20 protein-coding genes are annotated in these 18,682 nt (G+C 43.0%); 13 read left to right on the plus strand and 7 right to left on the minus strand.

The genetic code is table 11. The annotated features are described in order from the left end of the window. The first annotated feature begins 39 nt into the window (after positions 1–39). The 13 genes from nadB to G476_RS0104555 all read left to right on the plus strand — a co-directional run bounded on the left by nadB (position 40) and on the right by G476_RS0104555 (position 12,047). Complete coding sequence (gene nadB / locus G476_RS21250; protein WP_051314653.1) at positions 40–1,617, plus strand: L-aspartate oxidase; 1,578 nt, start codon at positions 40–42, stop codon at positions 1,615–1,617. Then, on the plus strand, positions 1,598–2,449 hold the full coding sequence (gene nadC / locus G476_RS0104500; RefSeq protein WP_026689027.1) for a carboxylating nicotinate-nucleotide diphosphorylase: 852 nt from the start codon (positions 1,598–1,600) through the stop codon (positions 2,447–2,449). Before nadB ends, nadC begins: the two co-directional genes overlap by 20 nt. After that, positions 2,446–3,549: a quinolinate synthase NadA gene (nadA, locus tag G476_RS0104505; RefSeq protein ID WP_026689028.1), complete on the plus strand. Its 1,104-nt coding sequence runs from the start codon at positions 2,446–2,448 to the stop codon at positions 3,547–3,549. The genes nadC and nadA overlap by 4 nt, the downstream gene beginning before the upstream one ends. Before the next feature lie 220 nt (positions 3,550–3,769). Next, positions 3,770–4,921 carry an acyl-CoA dehydrogenase family protein gene (locus G476_RS0104510; RefSeq protein WP_026689029.1) on the plus strand — a complete coding sequence of 384 codons (1,152 nt, stop codon included), beginning with the start codon at positions 3,770–3,772 and terminating at the stop codon, positions 4,919–4,921. A gap of 29 nt (positions 4,922–4,950) precedes the next feature. After that, positions 4,951–6,312 carry an acetyl-CoA carboxylase biotin carboxylase subunit gene (locus tag G476_RS0104515; RefSeq protein ID WP_026689030.1) on the plus strand — a complete coding sequence of 454 codons (1,362 nt, stop codon included), beginning with the start codon at positions 4,951–4,953 and terminating at the stop codon, positions 6,310–6,312. A gap of 18 nt (positions 6,313–6,330) precedes the next feature. Further along, positions 6,331–6,543 carry an acetyl-CoA carboxylase biotin carboxyl carrier protein subunit gene (locus G476_RS0104520; protein WP_026689031.1) on the plus strand — a complete coding sequence of 71 codons (213 nt, stop codon included), beginning with the start codon at positions 6,331–6,333 and terminating at the stop codon, positions 6,541–6,543. Positions 6,544–6,601: 58 nt separating this feature from the next. Next, the gene (locus G476_RS0104525) at positions 6,602–7,519 is read left to right on the plus strand and encodes a hydroxymethylglutaryl-CoA lyase (protein WP_026689032.1); all 918 of its coding nucleotides are present in this window, start codon (positions 6,602–6,604) and stop codon (positions 7,517–7,519) included. Between the two features lie 26 nt (positions 7,520–7,545). After that, positions 7,546–8,304, plus strand: a complete 759-nt coding sequence (locus tag G476_RS0104530; protein ID WP_035186658.1) for an enoyl-CoA hydratase-related protein — start codon at positions 7,546–7,548, stop codon at positions 8,302–8,304. Between the two features lie 22 nt (positions 8,305–8,326). After that, positions 8,327–9,856, plus strand: a complete 1,530-nt coding sequence (locus tag G476_RS0104535) for an acyl-CoA carboxylase subunit beta (RefSeq protein WP_026689034.1) — start codon at positions 8,327–8,329, stop codon at positions 9,854–9,856. Between the two features lie 25 nt (positions 9,857–9,881). Further along, positions 9,882–10,574, plus strand: a complete 693-nt coding sequence (locus G476_RS0104540) for a CoA transferase subunit A (RefSeq protein ID WP_026689035.1) — start codon at positions 9,882–9,884, stop codon at positions 10,572–10,574. A 20-nt stretch (positions 10,575–10,594) separates the two neighbouring features. Then, complete coding sequence (locus G476_RS0104545; RefSeq protein ID WP_026689036.1) at positions 10,595–11,254, plus strand: CoA transferase subunit B; 660 nt, start codon at positions 10,595–10,597, stop codon at positions 11,252–11,254. 240 nt (positions 11,255–11,494) lie between these two features. Next, positions 11,495–11,689 (plus strand): alpha/beta-type small acid-soluble spore protein, encoded by a 195-nt coding sequence (locus G476_RS0104550; protein WP_026689037.1) that lies wholly within the window; start codon positions 11,495–11,497, stop codon positions 11,687–11,689. Positions 11,690–11,756: 67 nt separating this feature from the next. Continuing rightward, positions 11,757–12,047: a hypothetical protein gene (locus G476_RS0104555; protein WP_026689038.1), complete on the plus strand. Its 291-nt coding sequence runs from the start codon at positions 11,757–11,759 to the stop codon at positions 12,045–12,047. Positions 12,048–12,080: 33 nt separating this feature from the next. Here G476_RS0104555 and G476_RS0104560 read toward each other — a convergent pair whose 3' ends face one another. The 7 genes from G476_RS0104560 to G476_RS0104590 all read right to left on the minus strand — a co-directional run bounded on the left by G476_RS0104560 (position 12,081) and on the right by G476_RS0104590 (position 18,674). Further along, positions 12,081–13,172 (minus strand): ABC transporter ATP-binding protein, encoded by a 1,092-nt coding sequence (locus G476_RS0104560; RefSeq protein WP_026689039.1) that lies wholly within the window; start codon positions 13,170–13,172, stop codon positions 12,081–12,083. A gap of 365 nt (positions 13,173–13,537) precedes the next feature. Further along, positions 13,538–14,434, minus strand: a complete 897-nt coding sequence (locus G476_RS0104565; RefSeq protein WP_084405600.1) for a PucR family transcriptional regulator — start codon at positions 14,432–14,434, stop codon at positions 13,538–13,540. 82 nt (positions 14,435–14,516) lie between these two features. Continuing rightward, positions 14,517–14,702: a hypothetical protein gene (locus G476_RS0104570; protein WP_026689041.1), complete on the minus strand. Its 186-nt coding sequence runs from the start codon at positions 14,700–14,702 to the stop codon at positions 14,517–14,519. 59 nt (positions 14,703–14,761) lie between these two features. Continuing rightward, positions 14,762–14,986: a DUF5342 family protein gene (locus G476_RS0104575; protein ID WP_026689042.1), complete on the minus strand. Its 225-nt coding sequence runs from the start codon at positions 14,984–14,986 to the stop codon at positions 14,762–14,764. Positions 14,987–15,071: 85 nt separating this feature from the next. Next, entirely contained in the window at positions 15,072–16,226 is a 1,155-nt protein-coding gene (locus G476_RS0104580; RefSeq protein ID WP_026689043.1) for a YheC/YheD family protein, read from the minus strand. Next, a complete protein-coding gene (locus G476_RS21255; protein ID WP_051314654.1) occupies positions 16,223–17,590 on the minus strand; it encodes a YheC/YheD family endospore coat-associated protein in 1,368 nt (455 codons plus the stop codon). The genes G476_RS0104580 and G476_RS21255 overlap by 4 nt, the downstream gene beginning before the upstream one ends. Then, a complete protein-coding gene (locus G476_RS0104590; protein ID WP_026689044.1) occupies positions 17,583–18,674 on the minus strand; it encodes a YheC/YheD family endospore coat-associated protein in 1,092 nt (363 codons plus the stop codon). The genes G476_RS21255 and G476_RS0104590 overlap by 8 nt, the downstream gene beginning before the upstream one ends. Positions 18,675–18,682 lie beyond the last annotated feature (8 nt).

The following is an 18,682-nucleotide window of genomic DNA, read 5'->3' on the forward strand; positions in this document are numbered from 1 at the left end:
ATGTGTCAAGACACCTGTAAATAATGAGGAGGTGTATGGATGGAAAAAAAGACTGTCATCATACTTGGGAGCGGTCTTGCTGCATTGACCACAGCGAAAGAATTATCAACGGATTGTGATGTGATTATTTTCACAAAGCAGACGCAAGGGAGCTCTTGGAGAGCCCAAGGTGGTATTGCTGCTGCGATTGATGAAAACGACCACCCAAACCTACATCTAGAGGATACCCTATTTGCCGGGGTAGACCATTGTAATCAAGAGGCGGCAACAATCCTTGTGAAAGAAGGGACTCAAGCAGTGAGGGAGTGGCTCGCTGAAGGAATGGCTTTTGACAAAGACAACAAGGGAGCACTGGCGTTGTCGTTGGAAGGAGCTCACTCAGTGAGGCGCATTCTTCATGCCGGTGGTGATCAAACAGGAAAACGAATGATGGAGCATAGGGTTGGAACATGTTTATCGATCGCGCTTGTTTCAGATAAAAGCGTCGTAGATTTAATCATAAAGGAAGGGAGCTGTAAAGGGATCTCGGTCAAAACAAAGGCTGGAGAAGTGGAGCATGTATTCGGTGATGCGGTTGTCATTGCTACAGGAGGATATGGAGGGCTTTACGAAACCTCTTCCACAGATCCTGGACTTGTAGGAGAAGGGATTGCTCTTGCCTACCGAGCGGGGGCGAGATTATCCGATTTGGAATTCACCCAATTTCACCCCACTCTCCTTTGGACAAATAACGGTGGTGGGGGACTTGTGTCTGAAGCGGTGAGAGGCGAGGGAGGAATCTTAGTCAATGACCAAGGTGATCGAATCATGGCTCATTATGAATTGAAAGATTTAGCACCTAGGGATGTGGTTGCGAGAGTACTCTATGAAAATGTGAAACAAGGTCGAAAGGTTTACCTTGATATTTCTGGAGTTCCTCAGTTTACTGAAAGGTTTCCCACGATTACTTCTATGTGCAAAAATGCAGGAATTAATTTGGATGAGAAGAAGATACCGGTTCGACCCGGTGCCCATTTTTCGATTGGCGGAATTCACACAGACGTAAACGGTTGTTCGTCTGTACATAGGCTATATGCAATCGGCGAAGTAGCCTGCACCGGTGTCCATGGAGCCAATCGATTAGCGAGTAATTCTTTATTGGAGACCATCGTTTTCGGAAAAAGAGCAGCAAAGCATATTCTTAAGAATGACAATCCTCAAGAACACACGCTTGGTACTACACGAAGGGTGAATCTAAAACCTACCCACTTTCCTGATCAAACAACCATTAGGCGCGTGATTACGGATAAGGTCGGTATTGAAAAGGATAATAAAGGTCTTACAAGGGCCATTGCGTGGTTTGAGGACCACTATGTTAAGCACCATTTACATAGTCTGCGTGAACAGTGGACGGACGAAGAAATAGAGAGAAGTAATATGCTAATCGTTGGTTGGCTTTTAGCCTCCTCTTCACTGTTAAGAACCGAATCAAGGGGGACTCATTATAGGTGTGACTATCCTTTTCCAAATCGTGATCGGTGGTTAGGGGAGAGGGTGTTCCGTCATATTAGTGAGAAGATTAGTACAACAGCTTACGAGAGCGAGAGGGGTAACGGATATGAACAAGTGGATGCTTAAATCAATGCTTGAACAGTGGTTGCAAGAAGATATCGGCTTTACAGACTTGACGAGCGACTCGATTTTTTCAGATGAGGATGAATCGGTAGCAGATTACATTGTTAAAGACGATGGCGTCTTTTTTGGACAACAAATTCTTGAAACGGGATATAAAGAATTAGGTCTTCAAACGGAGGTCACGGTTCATAAAAAAGACGGGGAGAAAGTCCAAAAAGGGGATGTTCTGGCCACTGTTAAAGGAAAAACGAAGGATCTTTTACTAACAGAACGAGTGTTGTTAAACGTGATTCAGCGATTATCAGGGATCGCATCAGCTACAAAGCGCGCGGTTGACAGTGTATCAGATTATCCCGCGTTTATTTGTGATACACGAAAGACGACCCCAGGACTTAGAATGCTTGAAAAAGCAGCTGTAAAAGCCGGAGGAGGAAAAAACCATCGTTTCCGCTTGGATGACGCAGTACTCATTAAAGACAATCATATTGCTGCTTGTGGAAGCATAACGGAAGCCTTGAATCGCGTAAAAGATTCCGTCGGTCATATGGTGAAAATTGAAGTAGAAGTGGAAACGTTGGAAGGGTTAAAAGAAGCTGTAGAGGCAGGGGCTGACGTCATTATGTTTGATAATGTATCCCCACAAACTGCTAAAGAGTGGATGGATAACATTCCGGACGGAGTTACGGCAGAAGTATCTGGAAACATCACAGATAAGACAATTACAGAATACGCGGCCTCGGGCGTGCATCGTATTTCCATGGGGGCATTGACTCATTCCGTATCGGCACTTGACATTAGCCTCACTTTTCAAGATAAGGAGCGTGACTCGTTGTGAGTGTGTTGGAAGGCTTATTAAATGAACGATCCGTTATGCCTGGTCGTTACAAAGAACAATCTGAAACCGAGCTTATGACTCTAATTAAACAAATAAAAAAAGAGATGGGCCCTCGCCTTTACCTCCCTGGTCATCACTATCAAAAAGATGAAGTGATTCAATTCGCCGATGATACGGGGGACTCGTTAAAGTTGGCCCAGCTTAGTGCCGAGAACAAACAAGCGGATTATATTGTGTTTTGTGGTGTGCACTTTATGGCTGAGACAGCTGACATCCTAACAACAGAACGGCAACAGGTCATTTTACCCGACATGAGAGCAGGATGCTCCATGGCTGATATGGCAGACGAAAAGCAGACCAGAGTAGCTTGGGAAAAGCTTACAGATCTTTACGGTGAAACGATCATCCCCCTCACCTATGTGAATTCAACCGCAGCCATTAAAGCGTTTGTTGGGAAACACGGCGGGGCATGTGTAACCTCATCCAATGCAAAAGAAATCGTATCATGGGCGTTAAAGGAAAAGAAGAGAATTCTCTTCTTGCCCGATCAGCACTTAGGAAGGAATACTGCCTATGATCTTGGCATTCCTCTTGAACAAATGCGTATCTGGAACCCGATTACCCATGAACTTGAAGGAGAGGCTACCGAAGACGTTAAAGTGCTGTTATGGAAAGGTCATTGCTCCGTTCACGAAAACTTTAGAATGGAACATATACGTATGCTTCGAGAAGAAGAGCCGGACCGTGCCATTTTGGTTCATCCAGAATGTACGTGGGAAGTGGTCCAAGGCAGTGATTTCGCAGGGTCAACGAGCTATATTATTAACATGATAAAAAACGCTCCTATGGGAAGTAAGTGGGCGATCGGTACCGAGATGAATTTGGTCAAACGATTGATCAAAGACAATCCTCATCTGGATATCGTTTCCGTTAACCCATATATGTGTCCATGCTTAACGATGAACCGTATCGATTTGCCTCACCTTGCCTGGTCATTGGAGAACATCGCAAACAACCATTCAAATAACATCATTCAAGTGTCCGATATCATAAAGAAGGACGCCAAGATTGCATTGAATCGCATGCTTGAACTCGTATGATCAATCTCTCGTGCAGGTGAGATACAAATGTCGCCTGCGCGTTTTTATACGACATAAAGTTCAAATGTTCACATAATTTTTAATAATATAAATTTATTTACAATTCAATTTCACTTCCCTATAATGAAACTGAACGATTGCTCAGTCAGGATGTCTTTTTTTATAAAGTAAAATGAAAGCCTTTACATTTTAACTGAATTTCATAGAGGGAGTGGATCATATGGATTTTTCATTAACAAAAGAACAGCAAATGATTAAAGAAATGGTAAGGGAGTTTGCAAAAAAAGAAATTGAACCGAAAGCGGATGAGGTCGATCGTACGAGTCGCTTTCCTGAAGAAACGTTTAAACGAATTGGAGAGCTAGGACTTTTAGGTATTCCATTTCCAGAAGAATACGGAGGATCTGGTGGTGATACAATTTCGTATGCCCTGGCTGTAGAGGAAATCGGTAAGGCATGCGGAGGTACAGGATTGAGCTATGCAGCAGCAGTTTCTCTTGGGGCTTCCCCACTTTACTATTTTGGAACGGAAGAACAAAAGCAAGAATACCTCGTACCTATTGCCAGTGGTGAAACGCTTGGAGCCTTCGGATTGACAGAGCCAAATGCAGGCTCTGATGCCGGGGGCACCCAAACCAGGGCGGAGCAACATGGGGACGAATATGTGATCAACGGTGAAAAATGCTGGATTACGAACACGACTTATTCACGAATGGTCATTGTTACAGCTGTAAATGGAACTGATTCGAACGGGAAGAAGAAAATATCCGCATTTATTGTGCCAACCGATGCACCAGGTGTGACCATTCGAAGTGATTATGAAAAATTCGGCGTTCGTGGCTCGAACACAACGGAAATTCACTTGGAAGATGTGAGGGTACCAAAAGAGAATATTTTGGGTGATCCGGACAAAGGATTCAATCAGTTCTTATATACCCTTGATGGTGGACGTATTTCAATCGCGGCCCTCGCAGTGGGAATCGGACAGGCCGCTTATGAAGCAGCACTTGCTTACAGTAAAGAACGAAAACAATTCGGAAAAGCAATCGGAAGTTTCCAGGCGATCCAATTCAAGCTAAGCGATATGGCAATGGAATTAGAGCTTGCTCGTAATATGGTCCATAAAGCAGCGTGGCTGAAAGATCAAAAGAAGCCGTTTAAAAAGGAATCAGCGTATGCGAAATTATTCGCTTCCGAAGCAGCGACGAGAGCGTGTAATCAAGCGATCCAGATCCACGGGGGTTACGGATACATGAGAGAGTATAAAGTAGAGCGTTACTTAAGAGATGCAAAGCTGATGGAAATCGGAGAAGGAACATCTGAAATTCAGAGACTTGTAATCGCAAGGGAAATCGGCTGCCCACGAGGGTAATCCAAGCGAGGTATGAAAGGAGTTTTATCATGATTAAAAAACTATTAGTTGCCAATCGCGGTGAAATTGCCGTACGAATCTTTAAAACGTGTGAGCGTTTAGGAATTAAAACCGTAGCGATCTTTTCTGAAGCAGATAAAGAAAGTGTTCATACAAAAGCGGCCGATGAAGCTCGTTATGTAGGAGGATCAAGGGTAAAGGAAAGCTATTTAAACATGGAGAACATTCTTAACGTAGCAAAAGAAACTGGCGCAGACGCCATTCATCCCGGTTACGGATTCCTCTCTGAAAACCCTGAATTCAGTAAGCGTGTAAAAGAAGCAGGTCTAACATTCATTGGACCCGATGAAAAAATCATGGAGACCATGGGGAATAAAATCGCAGCGAGAAAAGCGATGATCGACGCAGGTATTCCCGTTGTTCCTGGGACTACTATTCAAGATACGAACGATGAAAGTGCTGTTGCCAATGCGTGTGCAGACATCGGTTATCCGGTCATGATTAAAGCAGCATCCGGTGGAGGCGGCATAGGGATGCAGCGGGTTGAGCATAGAGATGAGCTAGTCAAGGTTCTGCCTTCCGTTATTAAAAAAGCGGAGACCTTCTTTGGCTCTGCCGAACTGTACATCGAAAAGTTTATTGAAAACCCTCGCCATATTGAAGCTCAAGTTGCTGGAGATATCCATGGGCACGTTCAATGCATCGGTGAGCGTGATTGTTCCATTCAAAGGCGCAACCAGAAAGTGATTGAAGAGGCGCCTGCAATTAATGTAAGTGAGTCTACACGAAAAGCTCTTTACCAGTATGCTGAAAAAGCCGCTAAAGACATTGGCTATACAAATGTAGGGACAATCGAATTTCTTGTCGATCAAGATGAGAACATCTATTTTCTCGAAATGAATACCCGATTGCAAGTGGAACACCCAGTCACAGAAGAAGTTTCTGGGATTGACTTAGTAGAATGGCAGATCAGAATTGCAGAAGAAAAAAGGATTTCTGACTTTAAAGAGAGAAATGTGTCATATGATCATGCGATCGAAGTGCGAATTTACGCAGAAGATCCTGTTACTTTTTTTCCTTCCCCAGGGAAGTTAAAGCGTTGGTCTTTTCCTCATATGGAAGGCATCCGCTATGACTTTGGTGTAGAAGAAGGGACACAAGTAACACCGTTTTACGATCCGATGCTTGCAAAAGTCATTGCCAAGGGGCAATCACGATCCGAAGCCATTGAGCAGATGATTGAGTGTCTCGAACAAGCTCAAGTAGAAGGGATTAAGACTAACATTCCAATGCTGCTTGAGACCTTGGCGCACGACGTGTTTAAAAAAGGATTGGCTACAACGCAATTCGTACAAACGTACGTGATCGAGAAAAAGCGCACACAAGTATAAAGCCGGGAGTGAACAGCAATGAAACAAGTCAAAACGAATATGGCCGGAAACGTATGGAAGATCCAAGTGGGAGTGGGAGATGAAGTAACGGCAGGGCAAGAAGTCGTTATTCTTGAATCCATGAAAATGGAAATTCCGATAACTGCAGAAGAATCCGGTGTTGTCGATGAACTAAAAGTAGAAGAAGGCAGCTTTGTAAACGAAGACGATGTTTTACTTACTTTAAAATAATCAAACGTTAAGGAGTCGCAAGGATGCTACTCCTTAACTGTTTTAAATGGAGGTTCTCATGAGCTATCCTGAGCACGTGTGCATAAAGGAAGTTGGACCAAGAGACGGCTTGCAAAATGAAAAATCCTTTATTCCAACGGAAAGAAAAATTGAATGGATCAATACCCTATCTGAAACAGGTCTTTCATATATTGAAATCACCTCTTTTGTTCATCCGAAGTGGATCCCTGCTTTATCGGACTCCTATGAAGTGGCTGTAGGAATTAATCGTAAGCCAGGTGTCACCTATGCCGCTCTCGTTCCAAATATGAAAGGCCTCGAAAAAGCTCTCCAAGCGGATGTGGATGAAGTATCTGTGTTCATGTCGGCTAGTAACACCCATAACCAAAAGAACATTAACAAATCGATCGAGGATACATTGCCTGTCCTGCAAGAAACCGTACGTGAAGCCATGGCCGCGGGGAAAAAGGTCAGAGGGTATTTGTCTACAGTTTTTGGTTGTCCGTACGAAGGGCACGTACCATCAGAACAAGTAGAACAAATTGCTCTTCGCTTGTTCGATATGGGTGTATATGAAGTGTCTTTAGGGGATACGGTAGGTGTTGGGAATCCCAGTCAGGTGGAAATGTGTTTAAACGAATGGGCGAATAGCCTTCCCTTTAAACAAATCGCTCTTCATTTTCATGATACAAGGGGGATGGCACTTGCCAATACACTCGTTGGTCTAAAAGCTGGTATTACGACTTTTGATGGTGCACTGGGCGGCTTGGGTGGCTGTCCGTATGCAAAAGGAGCTTCGGGGAACGTGGCTACAGACGACCTTGTTCATATGCTTAACGAAATGAACGTTTCAACCGGGGTCGATCTTTCAAAGCTTTTAAAATCGGGGCATTTCATTGAAGCGTCTTTAAATAAACCTTTGCGCAGTCATCAAATGGCTGTCACTAGACTAGAACAAAACGTGGGCAAGGAGTGAGTAAAGTGAGCTTTGTAAATATTGAAATGCAAGATGACCACATAGCATGGTTGACGATTAATCGGCCAGAGGCTGCCAATGCTCTTAACAAGCAAGTCCTTGAAGAGGTTGCTGCAGGTATCAACGAGCTTGCAACCAACAAGAAGGTGCGAGCACTAGTCATTACAGCCACTGGTGAAAAAGTCTTCAGTGCAGGAGCTGACCTGAAAGAACGTCGGGAATTGCCTGTTGAAGAAGTGCCCAATGCAGTAAAGAGGATCAGAGAAACGATTGACTTAATCGACGATTTCCCGGCACCAACGATTTGTGCGTTAAATGGTCCGGCATTTGGGGGCGGGTTCGAACTTGCTTTGGCATGTGATATCAGGATTTGTACACCGCACACCACCTTTGCATTAACAGAAACATCTTTGGCTATTATTCCTGGAGCTGGTGGGACACAGCGTTTGCCTAGAGCAATCGGGATGTCCAGAGCGAAAGAGATGATTTTTACAAGTCAAAAAATTGACGCTCACACAGCGAAAGAGTGGGGTCTAGTAAGTCGTGTGAGTACGGCTGAGTCATTATACGATGAAGTTAAAGCGCTTACAGAAAAGATGGCCCAAAACGGCCCTGTAGCATTAAGACAAGCCAAATATGCCATGAATCAAGGTGCAAACACAGACTTGAAAACAGGCATCGCCATTGAAGCGAAAGCCTACGAAATCACGATCCCCACAGAAGATCGTATCGAGGGATTGGACGCATTTAAAGAAAAAAGAAAGCCGCAATATACAGGTAAGTAAGTCTGCCAAGGAGGAATGGAATATGAGTCATGAAGCACTATGGCAAGAAAAAGTAGAGAAGATCTCTCGTGGGGGAAATGAAAAATATCATGAGAGCAACGAAGCGAAAGGAAAAATGTTTGTTCGGGAGCGGTTGAACCTTTTGCTTGATGAAGGCTCTTGGGCTGAAGACGGTCTGTTTGCAAACTCAGAAAAAGAGGGGTTGCCAGCTGATGGGGTTGTAACGGGAACTGGAAAAATTAATGGTCAGACGGTCTGTTTTATGGCGAATGATTCTACAGTAAAAGCGGGCTCGTGGGGAGCGAAAACCGTCGAGAAAATTATTCGCATCCAAGAAACAGCAGATAAACTTGAAGTTCCGATCTTTTACTTGGTCGATTCTGCAGGAGCAAGAATCACCGATCAGTTGGAAATGTTTCCAAATCGACGGGGAGCGGGAAAGATCTTTCACAATGAAGTGAAATTATCGGGGAAAATCCCGCAAGTATGTATTTTGTTTGGCCCGTCAGCTGCAGGTGGTGCTTATATTCCTGCTTTTTGTGACGTAGTGATTATGATTGATGGGAATGCTTCTATGTACCTAGGATCTCCGCGTATGGCTGAAATGGTTATCGGTGAAAAGGTTTCCCTTGAGGAAATGGGTGGCGCAAAGATGCATTGCTCTGTTTCCGGGTGCGGTGATATTCTCGTTTCCTCCGAGAAGGAAGGCATCGAAAAAGCGAAACAATACTTATCTTATTTTCCAAGTAACTATAAACATAAAACGAAAATTGGCGACAGCAAGCCGGCTCCAGAGTTTGAAAAGACACTTGAAGAGCTGATTCCAAGCAATCAAAATGCTCCTTTTGAAATGAAAGACTTTATCGATCGCATTGCTGATGAAGGTAGCTTCTTTGAAATAAAGGCCTTGTTTGCAAAAGAGTTGATTACCGGTTTTGCAAGAATCAACGGAGAAGCAATCGGAATCGTTGCCAATCAGCCTCGTCAAAAAGGCGGCGTTTTATTTCCCGATTCGGCAGACAAAGCGGCACGCTTTATCACCTTGTGTGACGCGTATCATATTCCCCTATTATTTTTGGCAGATGTACCGGGTTTTATGATTGGAACAAAGGTGGAAAAAGCCGGAATTATCCGCCACGGGGCGAAGATGATCTCAGCTATGGCAGAAGCGACTGTACCAAAAATCAGTGTCATTGTAAGAAAAGCTTATGGAGCTGGACTTTATGCCATGGCAGGACCAGCATTCGACCCTGACTGTTGTATCGCCTTACCCTCGGCACAAATCGCTGTAATGGGTCCTGAAGCTGCAGTCAATGCTGTGTATGCCAATAAAATTGCAGCACTGTCACCTGAGGAAAGACCAGCCTTTATTCAAGAAAAACGTAAAGAATACCAAGAGAACATCGACATTTACCGTTTGGCTTCAGAAATGATCATTGATGAGATTGTACCTGCAAACAAATTGAGAGCCGAATTGGAACAGCGTTTTGAACTTTACCGAACAAAAAATCAAGTCTTTACACAGCGTAAACATCCTGTTTATCCCGTGTAAAGAACACACGTAGGAGGGGAAAAGCGTGAAACAGATTCATTCTTCTTTTGAGGAAGCTGTAAGTGAAATCAAAGATGGTGCAACGCTACTTGTAGGTGGTTTTGGTTTGTGTGGAATCCCGGAGAACTTAATTAAAGCACTAAGGGAAAACGGCGCGAAACATTTGACTGTCATATCAAACAATTGCGGTGTGGATGATTGGGGCTTGGGGCTTCTTCTTGAAAACAAGCAGATTGATAAGATTTATGCTTCCTATGTAGGGGAAAACAAAGAGTTTGAACGTCAAGTTTTGGCCGGAGAACTGGAAGTTGAGCTTGTTCCACAAGGGACACTTGCCGAGCGAATCCGTGCCGGTGGTGCGGGAATTCCCGCATTCTATACTCCTGCAGGAGTAGGAACAAAAGTGGCTGAAGGAAAAGAGGTTCGTGTATTTGACGGCAAAGAATACTTGCTTGAAGAAGCGTTTACAGCAGACTTCAGTTTAGTAAGAGCATATCAAGGAGATACACACGGTAATTTGATTTATAGGAAGACTGCTCAAAATTTCAATCCCCTAGTCGCTGCTGCTGGTAAAGTGACCATTGCAGAGGTTGAAAACCTAGTAGAAGCAGGGGAGCTTGATCCTGAAAAAATTCATACGCCAAGTATTTACGTAAATCAGCTAATTGTAGGAGAGCAAGAGAAACGGATCGAAAGAAAGACGCTGGCTCAAGTCTAATTGGAGGAGGCGAACGAAGGATGAGTGTTGTTGAACGTCAAAAAGTAAGAGAACGGATCGCAAGGCGGGCAGAAAAGGAAATTCACGATGGTGATTATGTCAATTTAGGCATCGGAATGCCGACGATGGTAGCCAACTATATTACCGAAAATAAGAAAGTTGTCCTCCAATCCGAAAATGGATTGTTAGGTATTGGGCCGTACCCAACGGAGGAAGAGTTGGATGCCGATTTGATCAATGCAGGAAAAGAAACAGTAACTGCCATAAAAGGAGCGTCATATTTTAGCAGTGCTGAATCGTTTGCCATGATCCGAGGGGGTCATATTGATGTGGCTATTCTAGGAGCGATGGAAGTAGCTGAAAACGGTGATTTGGCCAATTGGATGATTCCAGGAAAAATGATTAAGGGCATGGGTGGTGCGATGGACCTTGTTCACGGTGCAAAAAAAGTGGTCATCATCATGGAGCATGTAAACCGTGCAGGGGAACCAAAGATCTTAAAGGAGTGCAGCTTACCTCTTACTGGTAAACAAGTGGTTAATCGAATCATTACGGATCGTGCCGTAATGGACGTAACGGAAGACGGATTATTGTTGAAAGAAATCATCGGGGACTACTCTGTGGATGATATTCAACAAGTAACAGAACCAACGCTCATGATTGACCCATCACTGAAATAGGCTAGAGAAAAACCGGCTGACAGGCCGGTTTTTTGATGGGTTAAAAGAAAGACACCACAATTAAGTTGAACACCAAATCCACGCTTCACTGTACGAGCCATGATGAAATGCATCCTTCTACCTTCAACTTGAAAAACCTCTCAATCTCTACTCTAAAATATATTCCTTAAATTACTATTTAACTTTACACATAGACCTTGTGTTTTTAACCAAACTATGATTACAAGGGAGGTGAGAAACATGGCAAACCGCTCAAACCAACTAGTTGTACCTGGTGTACAACAAGCATTAGATCAAATGAAGTATGAAATCGCTCAGGAGTTTGGTGTTGAACTTGGCCCGGATTCTACTGCACGCTCTAACGGATCTGTAGGTGGAGAGATCACTAAGCGTCTTGTACAACAAGCAGAACGTCAATTCGGTGGTCAGCAGTAATAACTGAATAACATGGCTGTAGGGGGAGGGGAACCTTCCCCTTTTTGTGTATTGGAGGTTTCAGTGAATGAGTGGAACGTGTCCTGTGTGTAACGGATTTAGAGTTGTCTCAAAACCATGTGATTTATGCAATCGTCCTATGCAAGACTGTGGAAAGTACACCGACTACTTTGATAAGTATAGCGCATATGAGGAAATTGATACGGTGAAGCTGACAAATCATATTCAAAACGATCAGTCGGCCGATCTCTGTGCTCACCTATTTTACTGTAGTCCTTGTCAAAAAGAGACAATTGTATTGATCGATGAAGAGCAAGGCTTTGAAAAACAAAAAGAGACGCCACTCTTTTTTGATTAAAGAGTGGCGTCCTATATAAGGGGGGTTACACACTTAGCGAAGACGCTGTTCTGTTTCAGGGTCGAAGAAGTGGGCTTTATTCATATCGAACGCGAGCTGAATATCTTGGCCGCTTTCTACGTCCGTACGGCTGTCAACACGTGCGATGAACTCTTGCTCTCCAATTTTGGAGTATAGGAATGTTTCAGCACCCATTAACTCAGCAACGTCAATTTTAGCTTCAAGCTGTGTTTCTCTTGAAGACTCAAGGAACACAGGCTCATCGTGAATATCCTCAGGACGAATGCCAAGGATGATATCTTTGTTGTTGAATTTTTCAACGAGCTTAAGCTTACCGGCTGGTACTTTTACTTTCATACCGTTAAGGTCAATGAAGCCATCAACAAGCTTTCCGGAAAGGAAGTTCATGGATGGAGAACCGATAAATCCGCCAACGAATACATTCTCAGGGTAGTCATAGATGTCTTTTGGACGACCTACCTGTTGAATTAAACCGTCTTTCATAACAACGATACGAGTAGCCATTGTCATCGCTTCCGTTTGGTCGTGTGTTACGTAGATCGTTGTTGTTTGAAGGCGTTTGTGAAGCTTTGTAATCTCTGCACGCATTTGTACACGAAGCTTTGCATCAAGGTTGGATAACGGCTCATCCATCAAGAATACTTTAGGATCACGTACGATTGCACGTCCTAGTGCCACACGCTGACGCTGACCACCGGACATTGCTTTTGGTTTACGATCAAGCATTTCAGTTAGTCCGAGGATTTTTGCAGCGTCACGAACGCGACGATCAATTTCCTCTTTTTTAAACTTTCTTAGTTTAAGACCAAATGCCATGTTTTCATATACGTTCATGTGCGGATAAAGTGCGTAGTTTTGGAAAACCATCGCGATGTCACGATCTTTAGGAGCCACATCGTTTACAAGTCCTTCCCCAATGTAAAGTTCCCCTTTTGAAATATCTTCAAGACCGGCTACCATTCGAAGTGTAGTAGACTTACCACAACCAGATGGACCTACGAATACGATAAATTCTTTATCTTGAATTTCAAGGTTAAAGTCTGTTACGGCTTGTACATCACCGTCATAAATTTTGTATAAACTCTTGAAACTAATATCTGCCATGTAAAACACCCTCCACCAAATTCAACTTTGCGCTATGTAAAAGCGCTTTCTTTTATAGATACAGTGTACCTTTTTCCTAGTAAGAGTGGCTATTGTAAACGTGCACAAAAGTTTTGTAGAATTTTGTGCAAAGTGCAAACGTTTTCAGAAAGCAAGGTTTATTAGTGTAACAAAAGGGATGAAGGGATGAAGTGGGCTTATGATATTTTTAAAATAAGCAGGTAAAAAGAATGCACAAGAGGCTGGGTCATTAGGAAGGGTTTCAGGGTGCAATCCGAATTTCAAAAGCGAATGATTTGAAACGCATAACATTGCTCGGATTATCATTTGAAAAACTCTTCTTTCCCAGCCCCTTAAGGCTATGTCTATTTATCTGCCGATTTTTTTGCTCCTTGAACGAGTAACATGAGGTATACGGCAACGCCATTAGGAAATTGTTTAATATCAAGTGACGTTTTCTCAATGAATTTCTCTACTCTGTATTGAAGTGTGTTACGGTGGACAAACATTCTTTTAGCAGCCAGTGATGTATTCATGTTGCATTCAAGATACGTACGTACAGATTGCTGCAGTTCAACATCGTCTTGAACAGGCTTCAATAATTCACGTAAGGTGCGGATCGCGTCTCGATCCAATCGTGTTAACAGCCAGTGATTCAAGGCCTCTTGTTCATGAAAAACCGTTTGAGACGAATAGCGTCTGGCAGCTTTAAAAACGGTTGATTCCAATTCGAAGCGATCCATAATCGACTCAATTGTCGAGTGTGGGGATCCTACTAAAAAGGACAATTCTACATAAAAGTCACTCGTAAGTGCCGAGACGATACTATTATCAAGGGTGTCATCTTCAAACCCTTCGTCCAGACGCTGAACGAGTATCCCTTCTGTTTTTGTTGTCCATAAAAGGGCGTCTATGGAAGAAAATAAATTATGTATGGCTTCCGAGAAACCTTCGTTATCTGTTAACGTTCCTTTCACATGAAAATGAATGAATCGAACCGGAAGAGGTAAATTTGTCTCCGGAACGATTTGATGGACTAAGAGCTGGGACCACATTTGATCTGATTTTGAGACGGGCATGATGGCTCCACCAACTTTGTCAAACAACGTACAAAGCAACGTTATTTCTTCATGAGTGAGCATCTCTTTTTTAAAATGTAACCGATCCCCTGAGTCGTTTTGAATGATAAGTAGTTCATCTTCACTAATTGATGGGGAGGCTAGAGCATGAGTGTACATTTCCTTTAATTTTTCAAACATCATTAATCCTTTCTTGGGAGTAGTCAAGGGTAAGGTGAATATAAAGAAGGTTTTTCAACACGGTAGCATTGAAAAACCTTTCTTTTTATTGTTGTTTCTTCTTAGTGGTGTGGTGAGGACGTTCTTCATTATGAAGATCGAGTGATTCATCAATCTGTCTTTTTCCATAAGTCAAATGATCTTTTCCACCGGCTAGACCTTCATTTGTCATTCGATCCACATCTAGGTAAGCCTCTTCCCGGCCTTGATTTTCCAAATCTTTTTGTGTCATGAATAGTCTCCTTTTTCCTTTTAGTATGGAGGTGAAGGGAGGTATTCATGCAAAAGCGGTTAGTGTTCTTCGTATACGTGATAAAGCATGAGGTCGTGAACACAATCTTCCAAGAACGACTTTTCCTCAGTAGTCATTTGGTCGGCTCCTTGATGATGCCATGTAATGGAGCCGTCCTTGAAATACTTCCCTTTGTATTTATTTTGTTTATAGTAAAAGTCGAAATCCCATTCTTGGTTAATCATATTGTTTTTGATTTCACGGTAATGAAAGTGAGAAAGCATGTGAGTTCCATCCTTTATAAATGGTGTAGTAAGAATTCAGATTTTTCATCCCTATCTTACCATATTGGAACAGGTTTTTTCACGTTCAAACCGAAAAGCCTCCCAACTCGTGACAGATCAAAGCTACGTGTTGAGCCCCTTTTTCTCGAATATGAGCCTCGTCAAAAATCATCGGTTTACTGTTAATATCAAATACATAAAGGCGGTTGTGTTCATCGGAGCCTATGTCCATAGACAATTCATAAAAGGTGTCGGGAAGAAGAGATGCGGTCTCTTTAGCTAAAGATGTAACGTCTTTCGTATCAAGACCTACCTTTAGTGGATCGAGAAGGTGACCCCCATATAAGGTGTGAGTGGTGAATGCCTCACTCCCGGCCACCCGAATCCCAACACCCGAGCACTCCCACTGGCCTTTTACCCTATGAAGAAGCACACGATAATCGTAAGGAGATCCGTTCCAAGTGGTGAGTTTCACTTGTTCTTGTATTAAAAGTGTTCGTTTGCTCAAGACGGGAACCAATAGTCCCCATATGGCTTCTAAGGAAAGAGGAGGGGTACTCCCTTTTTGAGTCGTTAAAATGCAGGAATCATCATGACGTTGTACCAAGCGATAAATGCCTTGTCCTTTCGAGCCATTACTGTCTTTTATAAGAACATTTCTATGAACGGAAACGAATTGTTTAAATTGAGAAAACGAGGTAAGCTCTTCTGTTTTGGGCAGGTTTAAATTTACAATTGAAAGTTCTAAAAGGTCCTTTTTTGTTAAAAATCGAGGGTTGAATATAGACGTATGGGCGTTGGTTAATGCACGTTTAATTTGTGCGAACGTTTCTTTACGTTCAAGACGTCGAAAGGGTACGCGGTTATAGACGACATCAGGCTTCCCTCCATGAGCTTGAATCCATTCTCGGTTATTTTCGTTGTAAATGTATCCCAAGGTTCGGTGAATATCTTCAAGAGAAGAGGCGGTTACAATCATAAGTACACCACCGATCCTCGATAAGGAGCGATGTATGGATAAATAAAGCCTTTCATCTCCTGTGAAAGGCTTTATTGTGTGTGATTCTGTTAAGACGATTACGAAAGGTCCGACTGCTTTCGTCTTTTCACATAGGGCAACGGAGAAAGGGATTGCTCTTTGTGAAGGTTCAACAAACGAAAGGTCTTTTCCACCGAAGGAATACTGAGTAGTATCTTCATCTCCAAGCCAGGTTTCGTAAAAGGGGTCGTAATAAATCATCTTGTATAAACCGGGGTTGTTTGGAGCGTTTGCTCAAACAAATACGTTCCGTACTCGAAAGGCAACTCCCGTGTAAGAACTTCTTCTTTTCGAAGCCGAGGGTGAGAGAAGATGGAACGCCCAGGCTTGGAATTCGCTTCAAACATCCATGTTTTTTCATTCTTATCTACACCGAAATCAAAACCGATTTCACCGATGAATCCATCTACTTGGTTGTCAATTGTCTCACTGATCAGAAGGGCAGCTTTCTTTAAGTCGTGATAGGTTTTTTCAGTGATCGTGAGGTCAGTTTTGAGCTCACTCAAGGATTTGATTTGACCGCCACTTTTTACGTGCGTCGTGACGCTACCGATTCCTGCGACTTTGGCAGCAAAGGCACTAACTTCCCAAGTGCCTTCACGATTTTTGTTTGTATGAATGCGAAAATCGATCGGTTTTTGTTGATAACTCATTAAGTCAATTCCTTGTTGAATAATCATTTGGGTCAGGCCATTCGGAAATTGTTTTTTTACAAGCCTTTGTAAAGAACTATACCGTCTCAGGCGGTTTTTTTCACGATCTCTAAATCGACAGTAAAACATGTTTTCTTCAGGCGAATAAATGATTTGGTGGATGCCAATTCCAAGACTCCCTTTTGCAGGCTTGATATATACCTGCTTGTGCTCATCGAGGTAGCGACGGATGGTTTGCACATCGGGAGAGAGCGTACTTTCAGGCAAGTAAGAATGAACATTCGAATGTTCAAGTGACAGGTGAATGTCCCATTTGTCAAAAAATCCAGGGTTGAACCAAGGGATGGCATACTCTGTTTTCAATCGATCACGTACTTGGGAGTAACCAGGGTGAGCTTCCGTTTTACGATTGGGAATTCGATCATAGACCACATTTGGTAAAGGTACAGTATGCTTTTCCCATCCTTTTTCATTCCAGTAATAGCCTTCAACTAATCCTTCTTCCCATGAAATGTGAGGAGCTCCAAAAACGAAACAGCTTACCCCAAGCTTTTTAGCCGAAGCCAAGTATTTAGCAAACAAAAAAGAACGTTCACCAATAGGACGAAGAAGAGATTGGGTAAAGCCGGCAGTGTAAATGCCGATATGAGGGCCGAAAGCTAATGTACGACCATCTGAATGGATTCGGTATGGGCCGAGATTAGGCAAGTGCAAATCGTTGATCACATCTTGGCTGATCATCCAATCGTTTGTAAAGGACTCTTTTACAGTTACTTGTTGCTCTTTTGTACCAAACAAGATTGAAATGAACTGTCCGTCATAAAAGGTGGACTCTTTAAAGTAGGACCCAGGAAGAATAACTGTCTTTTTATGGTGAGGAGTGATTTTCCACTCGGCAATAATGTTACTCATTAATCACGGTAGCCCCTTTCTTACGCTTCTTTTGCTGCTTTAATACGTGTTTTTTAATCCGCAAGTATGCGTCGATTGGCCCTTGATGTACGGCTCTTCTTCCAAGGTGATCACTAGTGAATAGAACGGTCTGAAAACCGGGCTTTGAGTTTACTTCAAGGATCCACGCTTTTCCGTCGTTGTCCAAACCAATATCAATGCCCAGCTCGAATAAACGGGGGTGATGCTGTTCCAAATGGTCACCTATTTGGTCGATGATGGCGTCTAGAACGCTTTTTTGTTCATCGGAGAGAGCGGTATGATCAAATGGTTTGATTGCTCCTCCTGAAGAAAGGTTTGACACAATCCCCAGTGGTTCTCCATAGCGGATTCCTCTGCCGAGCTCCGTCCATTTACCCGCTGTCCCCTTTCGTATGATGACTCGGAGATCATATGGACATTGATCACCATCGGTTAATGATAGGTAAGGTTGAATAAGGTAAGGAATACCTCCCGTACGTCGCTTCAGTTCTTCACTCAATTTTATTGGTGTCGCTTGGTGCGACATCTTTTGGGTTGTGGAGGCATCGGTCCACTCAAAAGAGCTTTTTGATTTTGTAACGAGGTGAATGCCTTTCCCGCCTGATCCTGCTAGTGGTTTCATAATCACTTGTTTGTGTTCTTTTAACATGGACACCAAAGAAGATGGCTTAAGAAGCCTCGTTTCAGGTAGAAGTCGAGCAAATCCCTCATGAAGCTTTAACGTTTCGAACACTCGCCACTTATCAGGGAGGCCATATCCTAAAAAGTAAGCTTTCTCTTTTAGCTGACGAACAATTGGAGCTGCTTTTTTCGCTTCATCACTTCGACTGTAAAAGCATCGATCGTAAATGACTTTCGGCAGTATAAAGGACGATGGAAGGAAGGTAAGGCTGTTTTTATCAAATTTCAGACCCTTTACGACGTTCGTTTCTGAATCCCAATCAAATGGGGTAAACACGTGCAACGTCACGTTCTTTAATGAAGCTTCCAGGGCGATTTGGGTGACGTACTCTTTTTCTTGGTCGTGCCCGAGTTGTAAAAGACCCATTGTTACTGATGTCAAAGCGATCA

The organism is Alteribacter aurantiacus DSM 18675 (genome assembly GCF_000429705.1).
Taxonomy (GTDB): domain Bacteria; phylum Bacillota; class Bacilli; order Bacillales; family Salisediminibacteriaceae; genus Alteribacter; species Alteribacter aurantiacus.

What these genes read in the sequence shown, in the direction of transcription:
- nadB (WP_051314653.1), top strand. Translation starts at nt 40, where the DNA reads ATGGAAAAAAAGACTGTCATCATACTTGGGAGCGGTCTTGCTGCATTG.
- nadC (WP_026689027.1), top strand. Translation starts at nt 1,598, where the DNA reads ATGAACAAGTGGATGCTTAAATCAATGCTTGAACAGTGGTTGCAAGAA.
- G476_RS0104510 (WP_026689029.1), top strand. Translation starts at nt 3,770, where the DNA reads ATGGATTTTTCATTAACAAAAGAACAGCAAATGATTAAAGAAATGGTA.
- G476_RS0104515 (WP_026689030.1), top strand. Translation starts at nt 4,951, where the DNA reads ATGATTAAAAAACTATTAGTTGCCAATCGCGGTGAAATTGCCGTACGA.
- G476_RS0104520 (WP_026689031.1), top strand. Translation starts at nt 6,331, where the DNA reads ATGAAACAAGTCAAAACGAATATGGCCGGAAACGTATGGAAGATCCAA.
- G476_RS0104525 (WP_026689032.1), top strand. Translation starts at nt 6,602, where the DNA reads ATGAGCTATCCTGAGCACGTGTGCATAAAGGAAGTTGGACCAAGAGAC.
- G476_RS0104530 (WP_035186658.1), top strand. Translation starts at nt 7,546, where the DNA reads ATGCAAGATGACCACATAGCATGGTTGACGATTAATCGGCCAGAGGCT.
- G476_RS0104535 (WP_026689034.1), top strand. Translation starts at nt 8,327, where the DNA reads ATGAGTCATGAAGCACTATGGCAAGAAAAAGTAGAGAAGATCTCTCGT.
- G476_RS0104545 (WP_026689036.1), top strand. Translation starts at nt 10,595, where the DNA reads ATGAGTGTTGTTGAACGTCAAAAAGTAAGAGAACGGATCGCAAGGCGG.
- G476_RS0104550 (WP_026689037.1), top strand. Translation starts at nt 11,495, where the DNA reads ATGGCAAACCGCTCAAACCAACTAGTTGTACCTGGTGTACAACAAGCA.
- G476_RS0104555 (WP_026689038.1), top strand. Translation starts at nt 11,757, where the DNA reads ATGAGTGGAACGTGTCCTGTGTGTAACGGATTTAGAGTTGTCTCAAAA.
- G476_RS0104560 (WP_026689039.1), bottom strand. Translation starts at nt 13,172, where the DNA reads ATGGCAGATATTAGTTTCAAGAGTTTATACAAAATTTATGACGGTGAT.
- G476_RS0104565 (WP_084405600.1), bottom strand. Translation starts at nt 14,434, where the DNA reads ATGATGTTTGAAAAATTAAAGGAAATGTACACTCATGCTCTAGCCTCC.
- G476_RS0104570 (WP_026689041.1), bottom strand. Translation starts at nt 14,702, where the DNA reads ATGACACAAAAAGATTTGGAAAATCAAGGCCGGGAAGAGGCTTACCTA.
- G476_RS0104575 (WP_026689042.1), bottom strand. Translation starts at nt 14,986, where the DNA reads ATGCTTTCTCACTTTCATTACCGTGAAATCAAAAACAATATGATTAAC.
- G476_RS0104580 (WP_026689043.1), bottom strand. Translation starts at nt 16,226, where the DNA reads ATGATTTATTACGACCCCTTTTACGAAACCTGGCTTGGAGATGAAGAT.
- G476_RS21255 (WP_051314654.1), bottom strand. Translation starts at nt 17,590, where the DNA reads ATGAGTAACATTATTGCCGAGTGGAAAATCACTCCTCACCATAAAAAG.